Raw genomic sequence first — 13363 nt, 5'->3', positions numbered from 1 at the left:
TCAAATGAATCCAACAGGCTAGCGCCTGAAATTGGATTTTTTGTTTTTATGCCCTTTAAAGCTGGGCTTTAGGGCTATCTTTACTTGGATTAACTGCGTTGATCCTCAGTAAGGGATCGGTGCTCAAATGAATCCAACAGGCTAGCGCCTGAAATTGGATTTTTTGTTTTTATGCCCTTTAAAGCTGGGCTTTAGGGCTAAAAACAAAAAATCCAATCACTCTCGTGATTGGATTCATTTGGTCGGGATGAGAGGATTCGAACGACCGAATAAATACGAATAACCTAGAACAAATTAAAATTTATATCGTTGATTTTCAGATTATTAAATCAAATTGAATTTCATTGTTGTTTTTAATAATCTAGTTATATTCTTGCTAATGATACATTTTTGATACATTTTTTTAGATTTGTATCACATAAAAAATTAAATGGCAATGGCGAGTATAAATTTTTCCTACCGTTCTAAAAAGGAGATTGCATATATTGAATTAAGATTAGCTTATACGGTAGATGGTAAACGAAAGTTTCAACACGCAAGAACAAAAATTCAGATCACTAAAAAGTTTTGGGACGAAATTAAAACAAAGGGCAATCGCTTTCGAGATACAGAAAAAATAATTGAGTACAATAAAATTAATGAACACCTTAGCCAATTAGAAACGGTTATCTATCAGCAGCTACCACCTGATGCAAAAATTGAAATGAACTGGCTTAAAGATGCCGTTAAGAAATATTATAATCCTAATGATGAAAATAAGATACCTACTGACCTTCTTGAGTATTGGGATTATTATATGAATCTGAGAGAATATGAACTAAAGCAAAAACCTCGTTCTTGGCAAAAATGGAATGAAATAAAAAATAGAGTCCATTTATTTCAGAAAAAGAAAAAACGTAAATATTCAATCGAAGATATTAATGAGGAGTTTAAAAGGGATTGGATAAAGTATTGCAAGGAAGAATCTTATGCCAACACAACCATCAAGAAGAATCTTTCTTATATCAAAATGTTATGCCAGCACGCTGCTCGTAAAGGACTTAAAACCAGCAGTGATCTTGTAAAATTAAATGCTAATTTTAAAAAAGAAGATTTACCAAGAATTTATTTATCCTTCGAAGAGTTAGAGAAAATTAAGGCTCTTAAATCATTACCCGATTATTTAGATAACGCCCGAGATTGGTTAGTAATTTCGTGTTTCACCGGACAGAGAGTCAGCGATTTTATGCGGTTTAATTCTTCGATGATTCGTAAATCAAAAGGTCGAAAATTTATCGATGTTACTCAAAGAAAAACCGAAAAGAAAGTATCTATACCTATTTTACCCGAAGTAGAGTCTATTTTAAAAAAACGTAAAGGAGAATTTCCACGTACCATAAGTGCTCAAAAGTATAATACTTACATTAAAGAAATTGGTAAACTCGCGAACATTAATAAACCAACAAAAGGAAAAATATTAAAGAAACTAGAGGACGGTAAAAATAGAAAGGTATTAGATATTTATCCTAAACATAAACTCATAACTAGTCATATTGGTCGCAGATCTTTAGCCACAAATTACTATGGCGTTATACCTTCTTCATATCTAAAAAACATTACTGGACACGGTACCGAAGCTATGCTCTTAGCCTATATAGGAAAAACGTCAAAAGACACGGCTTTTGAAGCTTATGATTTAATGCTAGCACATAACAAGCGGAACGTAAAGTTACAATAATTATGAATACTAAACTTAATCATTCTCTCGTAAATCAAATAATGGCTGACCCCGTTAAAAACCCTCTATCTCAATTAGTTTTATCAGAAAGCAACCCCGATTTACCAGACCATATAGAACACTTTTTTAATAAGAGTAAGTTATGCCTTACAATAAAGCAATTCTACCTATATCCAATTTTGGATTTAAACCCTAAAGGAGAAATCGATTTAATGTTAATTAATGAACTTGGCAGTCCTTATATTCCCTTCTTTGGCGATTCCTATATAAGACTAGATATGCTTATTAATAAGTTAGACAGTATCGTTAAAAGTGATTTTGAAGAAGCTAAACAGTTTAAATATTTAGAAGATTTGAAACCTTATTTTCTTGAATACGGTAAAGGTTTCAATAAGGGCATAAACCTATTTCTTGAATCAGAACTAGAACCTTTTATTAAATTCAAAATAGATCGCGATAGAGTAAATGAAAAAGTTTTTGAATTTATAATAGATTCTTGGTCTACAAAATATTTTTCTAGAGATCCGTTTTTTCTGAAATTAGAAGAAAATATAGGCAAAAAAGAAGGTTACTTATATGCTATATGGGCATATATTATGGAAAACAATACTATATTTTCCCAAATTTTTAATGAGCGTTGGCAAGAACTTCCGGTAAAATTAAAACACCAGGTTATTAAACTTAAGAGCGGGGATATAAAAATTATAAACCGTAATACAACAAATCATACAGAACTAAAGCAGAAAAAAGAGAGGAAGTATCAAGCTAGAGATTATGCGCTATCCTATTACTTAGACAAAAAAGCTCTTGGGGAACCAAACTTTTTAGGTGAAAAAACTAAACTAGAGGTAATTCTACAGAAAAGAGCCGATGGCAAAAAAAGCGGAAATTCAATATATAAAAGCCTTAATTATATTAATAGAGTAACAATAGATACAGAAAGGGATCTTATTGGTCTAATTGGTGAAGATTGGAAAGAAATATTACTAGAATTATCCGAACAACCGAAAATCTTGTTGGAATATTTAAACAAACACTATTAAATAAGGGCAAATAATGGGCGATGCCCGCCGTTGCCCCCGAAAATGCCCCTACAATTTTGTGACATAATTTAAAAATAAGAATTATGAACAATTTTGTACTAAGTCCGATTGAGCCGGACAAGTTAATAAGCTCAATAATAGAAAAAGTTTCTGCGAATATCATCAGAGCATTACAAACTCAAAATACTGGTGACAAGTCCTCAAATCCCTTAAACGATTACATCCCGAAAACAGAAATTCGAGGTGTGCTGGCATCAAACAGTACACTCTGGAAATTAGAAAATGAAGGAAAGCTTACGGTTTATGGTGTGGGCGGTAAACGCTACTACAAGAGAGCCGATATAGAAAATCTTTTTCAACCTTTAAACGTAAAAAGATGAAACCGTATCAAACCGCCTATCCTCTATTTCAACAGAAGGTAAATGAATTAGAAGTATTAATTAATCGAAGACTATGCTTTGAAAAGCTTTCTACGCAAGAAGTTGTCCTATTAAATATGCAACTTGAAATTATCAATGAACTTAAATTACTTCTTAATAAAAAACCATCTATAAGTTCCATTAACTTCGAACACTTGGTAAATGACATTTACAAAAAAGACAGTACGGTTCATCTTATACATATTAATGTACTTCTACGACCAACACCTGATTTATCTAGGGTTTCAAGGGTAAATATACCTTTATATCAACATTATTCAACTAAAGAAACCGTAAAAAACCGCTAAAGATAACCGCAACGGTTAAATAACGGTTTACTAATCAATTTAACTTAAAAACAACTTATAACAATGAAAAATAGATATTTAAGAATACAGACTAATTACTATAAAATCGTTGACAGACCAAATTTAGATGGCACTACAACACAAGTTTTAACCAAATGGCAAAGAAAAACTATTTTAGAAGATCACGGTAAAGAATTCTTAAAAGACATACCGAAATATGATGGGTTTGTAACGAAACCATCACACGTAAATTACCAGTTAGAAATTGGCACCCATTATAATAATTATCACAAAATTGAAGGAGATGTAAAACAAGGTAATTTTGAAACTACAGAAAGCTTTTTAAAGCAAATTTTTAAAGATCAGTACCCCTTATTCCTAGATTATTTGAGTCTATTATGGTGTAAACCCCTACACATTTTACCTATATTATGTCTTGTAAGTAAGGAACGTGAAACCGGTAAAACCACCTTTTTAAATTGGATTAAAAGTATCTTTCAGCAGAATATGAAAATTTTAAGAACCGAAGATTTAAGAAGTAACTTTAATAGTGATTGGGCAGATAGACTTATTATCGCGATAGATGAAGCAAAATTCGCTAAACCATCAGATAGTGAGATTATTAAAAACTTATCTACCGCTCGCCATAGTAACAAAGAAGGTAAGGGTAAAGATAGATACGAGATTCCTTTTTTTGGTAAATTTATTATCACTTCAAACCACAATAGCGATTTTGTTTTAATCGATCCTGAAGAAATACGGTACTGGGTTGTAGAATTAGAGAAACCTACATTTAAGATTGCAGACTTCGAAGAAAAATTAAAAGCTGAATTACCAGCAATAAAATACTACATACAAAACCGTAAAATTAGAACTAAGCCTAAAGGTAGAATGTGGTTCTCTAAAGAAGATATTCATACCGAAGCGTTAGATCGTGTAGTCAAAGGTTCTAATATGTCTCTCGAAAAAGAATTTGCCGCAATTTTACTACATAAATTGGAAGATGTAGAAGTAGAAGAAATTAAATTTACATTAACTGATATTCAAGACTTATTAAAAGAAAGATTTGTAACAAAGACCTTCACGCAAATAAAACAGGTTATTGAAAATAAGTGGGGTTTAACCGTTTCAAGCAATTCCACCTCTTATAGTTATTACAGGAAAATCTTTAATGAGTATCGCAAAGAATGGGAGGTAATTAGAGAGCCACGAAAAGGAAGGGTTTATACCTTTCACAAAGAACTTTTAGAAAGGTTATAAAATTGTTGAATTGTTGACAAACCTTTCGAATACTTAATTTTACAAGGGGTTCTAGCTTCTTTCTTACGCAACAAGAAGTCAACATTATGGTTTTGTTGACTTCTTGTTGCTTTTAAAACCTTCGCTAAGTTCAATAATAACAGACATTTCTTACTTCAAGTCAACAATTCAACAAAAAAATATTAAATGATAATCTCTTACACGAGCTTTAATTTCATTTAAAATTTTAACTTTATAACAAATAATATTTCCAATCTAATTCAATGGCGTTATTTCAAACTTCTGTTTTAAAAAAATACCTTAAAACTCAAGATCAAGATCAAATTAAAAAAGCATATAAGAAGTTCAGCAACTACTTTTTAAATCTGTCTATTCAAGAAAATATCAAAAGTTCTAAAGAAGAAGAGTATCAAGGTATTTTTCTAACAGAGCTTTTTGTAAAGGTTTTAGGCTATACGATGAAACCAAACGTAGATTTTAATTTAGTAGCAGAATATAAAAATCAAACCAATTCACGTAAAGCAGATGGAGCCATTTTAAAAGATGATATAGCCATAGGCGTTATAGAACTTAAAGGTACCAACACTAAAGATTTAGAAAGCATACGCAAACAAGCTTTTGATTATAAAGCCAATCAAAAAGGCTGCAAATATGTTATTACCTCTAACTTCGAAAAATTGCGGTTTTATATTAATGATGCAACCGAATATCTAGAGTTTAATCTTTTCGGTTTAACCGAAGAACAATTTACGCTGCTCTATCTCTGTCTGTCTAAAGATAATTTACTCCAAAACATTCCATTAGAAATAAAGGAAGCTTCTTTGGTAGAAGAAAACCAGATTACCAAAGGCTTCTATAAAGACTATTCTGTTTTCAAACGAGAGCTTTACCGTGATTTGGTGCGCAATAATGCTAAAAAGCTAAAAGCAATTCGTAAAAATGAATTGTTTAAAGAAATTGAAGAAACAGCTACGCTTGAAGCGGAAATTGATCGTTTAGAGAAAAACGTAAAGCTCACTTTGTTTAAAAAATCGCAGAAACTTATAGATCGCTTTTTGTTTATTTTCTTTGCGGAAGATCGCGGACTTTTACCGCCTAATGCTATTTTACAAATTATTGAAGATTGGCACAAGCTCAAAGACCTTGATGTAAGCCAACCACTCTATGAGCGGTTTAAACTCTATTTTAGTTATCTAGACACCGGAAGAAAAGGAACCGATAAAAAAGCAGAAATATTTGCTTACAATGGCGGACTTTTTAAGCCGGATGCCGTATTAGATCTACTGGAAATTAGTGATGAACTGCTTTACCAACATACCGCAAAATTATCTAGTTATGATTTTGAAAGCCAAGTAGACGTAAATATTTTAGGGCATATTTTTGAAAATTCGCTTAACGAAATTGAAAGTGTTAATGCAGAAATTGAAGGCGATAATTTTGATAAGCAAAAGAGTAAACGTAAAAAAGATGGTGTTTTTTACACGCCCAAGTACATTACCAAATATATTGTAGAAAATACCGTAAGTAAACTTTGCCAAGAAAAGAAAGCCGAACTAGACTTTCACGAAGAAAATTATTTTGAAGTTAAGAAAGGTACCAAAACTGCAACCAAAAAGAAACTCCTAACTACTTTAGACGCTTACCGCGATTGGTTATTGCAGCTTACTATTTGTGATCCAGCTTGTGGCTCTGGTGCGTTTTTAAATCAAGCTTTAGAGTTTCTAATTGCAGAACACGCCTATATAGATGAGCTTAAAGCTAAAGTTCTAGGCGGTGCCATTGTGTTTAGCGATATAGAAAATACCATTCTAGAAAACAATATTTATGGTGTAGATATTAACGAAGAAAGCGTAGAAATTGCCAAACTATCTTTGTGGTTACGAACCGCACAACCGCGTAGAAAATTAAACGATTTAAGTAGCAACATTAAATGCGGAAATTCTTTAATAGAAGATAAAAGTGTTGCCGGTGATAAAGCTTTTAAATGGGAACTAGAATTCCCTACTGTTTTTGCCAAAGGTGGCTTTGATGTAGTGATTGGGAATCCGCCGTATTTGCGTAAACAAGGCTTAGTGGAACATTATCCTAAAATGGTAGAATATTATGAGCAAAATTTCACTTCGGCAACTGGAAATTACGATATTTATGCTTTGTTTATGGAGCGTTCTTATAGATTAATTAATCAAAGCGGTATTGTTTCGTTTATCTTACCACATAAATTTTTGATAGCAGATTTTGGCTTAGGAATTCGGAAATTCTTCAAGGAAAAAACTGCCGTAAATATTCTAGTACATTTTGGCTCTGAAATTGTATTTACGGAAGCAGCCACTTATACATGTATTATAGATTTGACAAAAACCCGAAAAGAAAAGTTACGCTTTAAAAAACTAAAACCCGAACAATTATTTGAACCATTTGTTTGGGAAAGTATGAACTACGAAAAACTAACTACCGAAAACTGGGATTTACAAAGTGAAGAAGTTGTAGCAATTATTGAAAAGTTAGAAAAGCAACCCCAAACTATTGATAGTGTTTTTGATAAAATTTTTCAGGGTATTGCTACAAGCTTGGACGCAGTTTATGTCTTTCAGGGCGAAGACTGCGGTAATTTCATAAAAGGCTATAATGAAAAATATGATTATCATTTTGAAATTGAAAAAGAAATAGTTAAACCATTTGTAAAGGGAAATCAGCTTTCGAGAAACACTATTCCGAAAATAAATTATTACGTTATTTTCCCATATAAACTTAACGGGAACACTGCTACTCCTTTTTCAGAAGATTACATAAAAAATAATCTACCCAAAACATATTCATATTTAAAGCATTTTGAAAAAGAAATTAGGGGAAGAGAACGTGGTCGAATGGATATTGAAGAAGGTTGGTTCTTATATATTTATCCTAAAAATTTACCTTATTTTCAAAACCCTAAAATTATGACGCAGGAAATATCTTTGGGTTGTAATATGACGTATGATCATCACGGAGAATTTTATCATCCCACTACTATTTATTCCTTTGTTAAGAAGGATGAATTTGAGGTTGACGAAAAGTATTATTTAGGAATAATGAATTCTAAAGTAATGTGGTTTTTTTTAAAAAATACCGGAACAGAACTTAGAGGAGGTTACTTTAGGTTTAAAACAAACTATTTAAAACCTTTTCCATTACCGAAAATTTCATCAAATGCCCAAGAAATAATCAACTTGGTCAATGAAATTTTAGACCTAAATAAAGGCTTTTCAAGCAAAACAGTAAAATTCCAAAACTACCTATTATCGCAATATCCGATAGAAAAACTCTCTAAAAAACTCCAAAACTGGCACGAGTTAGACTTTGGCGATTTTATTAAAGAACTTAATAAAGCCATAAACAAAGAAAACCGCGCAAGACGTAAAAACGAGGAAACCGAGTTACCAAAACTCACTAAAAAAGATGAGTTTGAGTGGATGGAGCTTTTTGAAGACAACAAGAAAAAAGCCGTTGAGCTACAAACCGAAATTAACCGTATAGACAATCAAATAGACCAAATGGTTTATGAATTGTATGGCTTGACGGAGGAGGAAATTAAGATTGTTGAAGAATCTTAATCTTTACTATAAAAGTCTATGGTTTTTGCGAACACCTCAAAAAAACTTATGAAATATATTCGATTTTGATAAACAAACATCATTTATGGAAAATACTTTTAAGCACGTAACAAGAAATCTATTAAAAATTAGAAGGTCTACTCTGAAAAATATTTGTAAAGATTTTGGTATAAATATACTTTTTAGATTTAAGAAGCTTGATGTAGAACAAATAGAAAATATAACTGATGATGATGTTTTAGAAGAAAATTTCGTCTATTTTTTAATGGAAAATAAAACTTTTATAGAATTTTATGAATCTGATTATTATAGTGATAAAACAATTGAAACTATTGACAATAAAATTCAAAAATATCCCGAAACAGTTGAGGATTATCTAAAAAAAATAAATATAAATTTAAAAGTAAAACACCTTATAAATATATCTCATCTTATGCTATAGACTTAAAATTAGGTGGCAATTATCATTTTTTCAATTATAAAAAAGACCATAACTATCAAGGCAATTATGAATTCAGAAGAAAATAACGAAAAAATAGTAGTTAATAAACTCTTTTTAGTGGGTAATGGTTTAGATTTAGCTCTTGGCTTAAAAACATCCTACAACGATTTTATGTTTTGGCTTCTTAAGAAATATCTGTTGAAATCTGTAGAAAGTTATGGTGAACAAAATGCTCCAGAAGGATATTCGACATACAATGATTTTTACAGAAGAAATTTAGTAGATAGGGTATACGGCTATTCAAGAAATGATTTGTTTGATGTTTTAATTAGAAAAAATTATGATAAACAAAAATTAATAGAAATATTTAAAAACTTTAATACAATAGATGAACTCTTTGAATTTATCAATAAGGATAATATATTAATTGAGATCAATGCTAGACGTAAAAATGGTCTTTTTGAGCATATTTATAATCAAACAAATTTAGGTTGGGTGGATATTGAGGCAGTATATTTCGAATTAATAAAAGATCTAGTGAACACGAACAAGAGGCAAAATATTGACGAAATTGAAAATTACAACAAAGATTTAACTTCTTTAATAATTGAGTTGAATGAATATTTACAAGAAATTGAGATAGATATACCGTCCGAAATTGCTTCAAACTTTTTTGAGCAATTTGCCGCACCTATAAAAAATGAAGATATATTCTACAGTAAAGATTTTCAAGTAGATAATCAAAATGGACATCTATATTTTTTAAATTTTAATTATACTGAATCTCTAAAATTAATATTAAATGGCAGCGGCTTGGAGTTGCAGAATTACACCATAAATCATATTCACGGAAGTTTCCACGAAGGGAACCCAATAATATTCGGTTTTGGAGACGAAATGGATGAAAGCTATAAGAAGTTAGAAGTACTTAATGACAATCGCTTTTTTGAATTTATAAAATCTTTTAAATACTTTTCTAATAGTAATTACAGAAATTTACTTCGATTTTTGGATTCGGGACCTTTCCAAGCCTGTATTTACGGACATTCTTGCGGTTTATCAGACAGAATTATGCTCAATGAAATCTTTGAACACGAAAATTGTAAATCAATTAATATCTACTTTTATGAAGATGAAAACGGCAGTAGTGATTTCACAAAGAAAACTATGGACATTTCACGACATTTTAATTCAAATAAATTAATGCGTAAAAAAATAGTAGAATTTAATCCTAAGAATAAGATTCCGCAAATTAAAAGAAAATAATTATGAAAGGGCCAGATAAAAACAACATTCCCGATTTTCAAAGCATTATGCTTCCGCTATTAAAATTGTTGGAAGATGGTAAACCTAAAACTTTAAACGAGGTTATAGATGCGCTTGCTAAATACTATAAACTTACACCGCAAGAGCTAAAAATAAAAGTTCCAAGTGGGCAAATGGGGTTATTTCGAAACCGTGTAGGTTGGACACGTAGTTATCTAAAAAAAGCTGGCTTAATTGAGTATCCGGCAAGAGGAGTTTACCAAATAACAAATTTCGGGAAAGAATATTTGGCAAGTAACCCTAAAGAATTACGCATAAAGCAACTCAAAAAAATGCCCGATTACAAGGAGTGGACCAAAACTTTTAATCAAGAAAATGATCCTATTGAAGAGAAAAATATATCAACTGATAATGAAACCGATACTCCGGAAGAGATTTTAGCCACAACGGTTGAGAGTTTAAGAAAACAATTGGCTAGTGATGTTTTAGATAAGCTAAAAGACAACTCATTTGTATACTTCGAAAACTTTGTAATAGAATTGCTTAAAAAAATGGGGTATGGCAACTTTAGAGAAGATGCTGGAACGGTAACAAAACAAACTGGCGATGATGGTATAGACGGTATTATCTCACAAGATAGATTAGGGCTAGAAAATGTTTATATACAAGCAAAACGGTTCACAAACAGTTCAGTTGGTTCTGGCGATATTCGTAATTTTATCGGTTCACTTGCGGTTCAGGGCGTAAATAAAGGGGTTTTTCTTACTACTTCACGGTTCTCTAAAAGTGCTATCGCTACCGCTTTAGATAGTAAGCAACAAAAAATTATATTAATCGATGGACAGGAATTAGCAAATTTAGCTATTGAATATAATTTAGGTGTACAAAATCAGAGTACAATTGAAATTAAAAAAATAGACTTGGATTATTTTGAAGAGTAAAAATTATAAGCTTAAAATGATTTATGTATCAGATAAAGAAAAAAAAAAGACCCCTTTTCTAGCCTCTAATGATACATTTTTGATACATTTATTATAATAAAAAAACCTTAAACACTTGATATTCAGGCGTTTAAGGTTTTTTATAGTCGGGATGAGAGGATTCGAACCTCCGATCTCGCGCCCCCCAGACGCGCACTTTAACCGGACTAAGCTACATCCCGAATGTTGCAGCGCAAATATACTTAAGTTTTTGACAATTTACCAAATATTAAAAGGCTTAATCTGCACCAGATAATTAGCCTCGTATTGGGTAGTATACTAAACTTTTCATTACCAAGACGCTAAGCTTTTAGTCGCATTTAGACTCCGATTAATCTTTTGTTAAACTAACCTATAACCGTTCGCTATTATCCAATTTACTTGCACCTTTGCAAAATGCCTTCCACGACTTTAACACATAAGAAAAAGCAACAGATTATTCTCTGGGTGCTAGGAACCTTAATTGCTCTAGGTCCGCTTTCTATTGATATGTATTTGCCAGCTTTTGAACAAATAGCACAGGATTTTAGTATACCCAAATCACAAGTAGGTTATTCGCTTACCACTTATTTTATCGGAATTGCTCTGGGGCAATTAATGTACGGTCCGGTGATGGATAAGTTTGGTCGTAAAACTCCACTGTTATTCGGCTTAGTGTTGTATATCTTTGCCGCTTTAATTTGCTTTTTCTCTCCCAATATTTGGTGGCTCATGGCTGCACGTTTTTTACAAGCCATAGGTGCTTCGGCAGGTATGGTCGCTTCAAAAGCTGTGGTGCGCGACGTTTTTAAACCCGAAGAAGTAGCCCGGGCCATTTCATTTTTAATGCTCATTATGGGAGGTGCGCCCATTGTGGCTCCTACTCTAGGCGGCTTTATCATTCACCACCTGCATTGGCCCTACATCTTTTTGGCTTTGGTTATTGTCGCCAGCTTGATGTTTGTAAGTGTGTTTAGGTTTCTACCCGATAATTTTCCTGCCGATTATAGCGTAAACCTGAATCCGATTGAAGTAACCAAAAAGTATGTGGGTATTTTTAAGAACAAAATTTTCCTCACCTACTCGCTTGCCGGTAGTTTATGCATAGGAGCGCTATTTGCTTATATCGCCAATGCGCCGGTTTTATTTACCGATAAATTTCATTTTACCGAATTGCAATTCGGTTGGTTATTCGGTTTAAACGCCGCAGGACTTATTGCGGGAAGTCAGTTGAACCGGGTGGTACTCAAACGATTTAGCACCTACCAAACCACTAAATTTGTTGGTTTTATTCTGCTGGTATTTAGTATTTTACTGGTTGTTTTCTCGTTGTATGTAGATCATTACATCAGTATATTAGGCTGCTTGTTTGTAATATTATTTTTATTGGGCTTTCAAAATCCCAATACCACTGCTCTATCGCTTTATCCGTTTACACGAAAAGCCGGACGAGCTTCGGCGTTGGTAGGCAGTTTTAAAATGATTTTAGGAGCGGTCTCCTCCTTTGTAATCAGCTCATTTTCTGGGCAGTATTTATTGCCTATGGCCATTTGTATTTTTCTTTGTTTTTTACTGAGCTATGTTTTACTGATTGGTTTTGAGTGGAAAGAAAAAGCCGCCGTAAGTTTTTTAAAAAGTGCAAAATAAGTGTACCTTAGTAAAACACTAATGCTAAACAGACCTAATTATGCCCAACACCTTAGACGGAGCTTACCAATCGCTTTTTCAACCTGAATTAATCGCCGAAATTGAAGACGTTGGTGTGATTAAAGAGGTAAAAGCCGGTGAAGAGCTGATACAAGTAGGCGAGTATATACGCTCTATGCCTTTATTACTAGATGGTGCGATTAAAATTTCGCGTGTAGATGAAGACGGATATGAGTTATTGCTCTATTTTTTAGAGCGCGGCGAAACCTGCGCCATGACCCTTAGTTGTTGTGTGGGGCACAAACAAAGTGAAATTAAAGCTGTAGCTGAATTAAACTCTACTTTACTCATGGTTCCCGTTTTTAAAATGGAAGAATGGTCTTCTAAGTATAAATCTTGGCGCAATTATGTTTTTGAAAGCTACCACAACCGCTTGATGGAAGTACTTTCGGCTATAGACAATATTGCTTTTACCAAGTTAGACGAGCGCCTTCTACGTTATTTAGAAAGCAAAAAGAAAATCAACCGTTCGGTTCATCTAGAAATGACTCACCAAGAAATAGCATCAGATTTAAACTCTTCGCGCGTGGTTATTTCTCGCCTATTAAAAAAACTAGAATATCAAGGTTACCTCAAGATTAATCGCAATAGTCTAGAACTACTAAAAGTCTAAACGTAGTTTGTTAGTTATAATCAAACATAAAAAAACCCA

At 32.4% G+C, this 13363-nt stretch carries 11 protein-coding genes and 1 tRNA gene; 11 read left to right on the top strand and 1 reads right to left on the bottom strand.

The genetic code is table 11. The features are described 5' to 3' along the window. Positions 1-436 precede the first annotated feature (436 nt). The 9 genes from ACH2AZ_RS11195 (at position 437) to ACH2AZ_RS11155 (ending at position 10986) form a co-directional block, all read left to right on the top strand. On the top strand, positions 437-1717 hold the full coding sequence (locus ACH2AZ_RS11195) for a phage integrase SAM-like domain-containing protein (RefSeq protein ID WP_394907908.1): 1281 nt from the start codon (positions 437-439) through the stop codon (positions 1715-1717). Positions 1718-1719: 2 nt separating this feature from the next. Next, positions 1720-2760: a hypothetical protein gene (locus tag ACH2AZ_RS11190; protein ID WP_394907907.1), complete on the top strand. Its 1041-nt coding sequence runs from the start codon at positions 1720-1722 to the stop codon at positions 2758-2760. 83 nt (positions 2761-2843) lie between these two features. After that, positions 2844-3140: a hypothetical protein gene (locus ACH2AZ_RS11185; RefSeq protein WP_394907906.1), complete on the top strand. Its 297-nt coding sequence runs from the start codon at positions 2844-2846 to the stop codon at positions 3138-3140. After that, the gene (locus ACH2AZ_RS11180; protein ID WP_394907905.1) at positions 3137-3487 is read left to right on the top strand and encodes a hypothetical protein; all 351 of its coding nucleotides are present in this window, start codon (positions 3137-3139) and stop codon (positions 3485-3487) included. Before ACH2AZ_RS11185 ends, ACH2AZ_RS11180 begins: the two co-directional genes overlap by 4 nt. A 63-nt stretch (positions 3488-3550) precedes the next feature. Next, complete coding sequence (locus ACH2AZ_RS11175) at positions 3551-4747, top strand: primase-helicase family protein (RefSeq protein ID WP_394907904.1); 1197 nt, start codon at positions 3551-3553, stop codon at positions 4745-4747. Positions 4748-5010: 263 nt separating this feature from the next. Further along, complete coding sequence (locus tag ACH2AZ_RS11170) at positions 5011-8337, top strand: Eco57I restriction-modification methylase domain-containing protein (protein WP_394907903.1); 3327 nt, start codon at positions 5011-5013, stop codon at positions 8335-8337. An 85-nt stretch (positions 8338-8422) separates the two neighbouring features. Further along, positions 8423-8779: a hypothetical protein gene (locus tag ACH2AZ_RS11165; RefSeq protein ID WP_394907902.1), complete on the top strand. Its 357-nt coding sequence runs from the start codon at positions 8423-8425 to the stop codon at positions 8777-8779. 66 nt (positions 8780-8845) lie between these two features. Further along, complete coding sequence (locus ACH2AZ_RS11160) at positions 8846-10045, top strand: AbiH family protein (protein ID WP_394907901.1); 1200 nt, start codon at positions 8846-8848, stop codon at positions 10043-10045. Between the two features lie 2 nt (positions 10046-10047). Beyond that, positions 10048-10986 (top strand): restriction endonuclease, encoded by a 939-nt coding sequence (locus ACH2AZ_RS11155; RefSeq protein ID WP_394907900.1) that lies wholly within the window; start codon positions 10048-10050, stop codon positions 10984-10986. A gap of 146 nt (positions 10987-11132) precedes the next feature. Here the strand turns inward: ACH2AZ_RS11155 and ACH2AZ_RS11150 are convergent. Then, positions 11133-11207 (bottom strand) — tRNA-Pro (locus ACH2AZ_RS11150). Between the two features lie 214 nt (positions 11208-11421). Between ACH2AZ_RS11150 and ACH2AZ_RS11145 the strand changes: the two genes are divergently transcribed. Both ACH2AZ_RS11145 and ACH2AZ_RS11140 read left to right on the top strand, forming a co-directional pair. Next, positions 11422-12651, top strand: coding sequence for a multidrug effflux MFS transporter (locus ACH2AZ_RS11145; protein WP_379046437.1), 1230 nt, complete (start codon positions 11422-11424; stop codon positions 12649-12651). A gap of 40 nt (positions 12652-12691) precedes the next feature. After that, on the top strand, positions 12692-13324 hold the full coding sequence (locus ACH2AZ_RS11140) for a Crp/Fnr family transcriptional regulator (protein WP_394907899.1): 633 nt from the start codon (positions 12692-12694) through the stop codon (positions 13322-13324). The last annotated feature ends 39 nt before the right edge of the window (positions 13325-13363 follow it).

The sequence above is a fragment of the uncultured Mesonia sp. genome (assembly GCA_947499595.1).
Taxonomy (GTDB): domain Bacteria; phylum Bacteroidota; class Bacteroidia; order Flavobacteriales; family Flavobacteriaceae; genus Mesonia; species Mesonia sediminis.
The sequence above is the reverse complement of the archived record's forward strand: the minus strand, read 5'-3'. Positions and strand labels throughout refer to the sequence as shown.

What these genes read in the sequence shown, in the direction of transcription:
- ACH2AZ_RS11180 (WP_394907905.1), top strand. Translation starts at nt 3,137, where the DNA reads ATGAAACCGTATCAAACCGCCTATCCTCTATTTCAACAGAAGGTAAAT.
- ACH2AZ_RS11160 (WP_394907901.1), top strand. Translation starts at nt 8,846, where the DNA reads ATGAATTCAGAAGAAAATAACGAAAAAATAGTAGTTAATAAACTCTTT.
- ACH2AZ_RS11140 (WP_394907899.1), top strand. Translation starts at nt 12,692, where the DNA reads ATGCCCAACACCTTAGACGGAGCTTACCAATCGCTTTTTCAACCTGAA.
- ACH2AZ_RS11155 (WP_394907900.1), top strand. Translation starts at nt 10,048, where the DNA reads ATGAAAGGGCCAGATAAAAACAACATTCCCGATTTTCAAAGCATTATG.
- ACH2AZ_RS11190 (WP_394907907.1), top strand. Translation starts at nt 1,720, where the DNA reads ATGAATACTAAACTTAATCATTCTCTCGTAAATCAAATAATGGCTGAC.
- ACH2AZ_RS11170 (WP_394907903.1), top strand. Translation starts at nt 5,011, where the DNA reads ATGGCGTTATTTCAAACTTCTGTTTTAAAAAAATACCTTAAAACTCAA.
- ACH2AZ_RS11175 (WP_394907904.1), top strand. Translation starts at nt 3,551, where the DNA reads ATGAAAAATAGATATTTAAGAATACAGACTAATTACTATAAAATCGTT.
- ACH2AZ_RS11195 (WP_394907908.1), top strand. Translation starts at nt 437, where the DNA reads ATGGCGAGTATAAATTTTTCCTACCGTTCTAAAAAGGAGATTGCATAT.
- ACH2AZ_RS11185 (WP_394907906.1), top strand. Translation starts at nt 2,844, where the DNA reads ATGAACAATTTTGTACTAAGTCCGATTGAGCCGGACAAGTTAATAAGC.
- ACH2AZ_RS11165 (WP_394907902.1), top strand. Translation starts at nt 8,423, where the DNA reads ATGGAAAATACTTTTAAGCACGTAACAAGAAATCTATTAAAAATTAGA.
- ACH2AZ_RS11145 (WP_379046437.1), top strand. Translation starts at nt 11,422, where the DNA reads ATGCCTTCCACGACTTTAACACATAAGAAAAAGCAACAGATTATTCTC.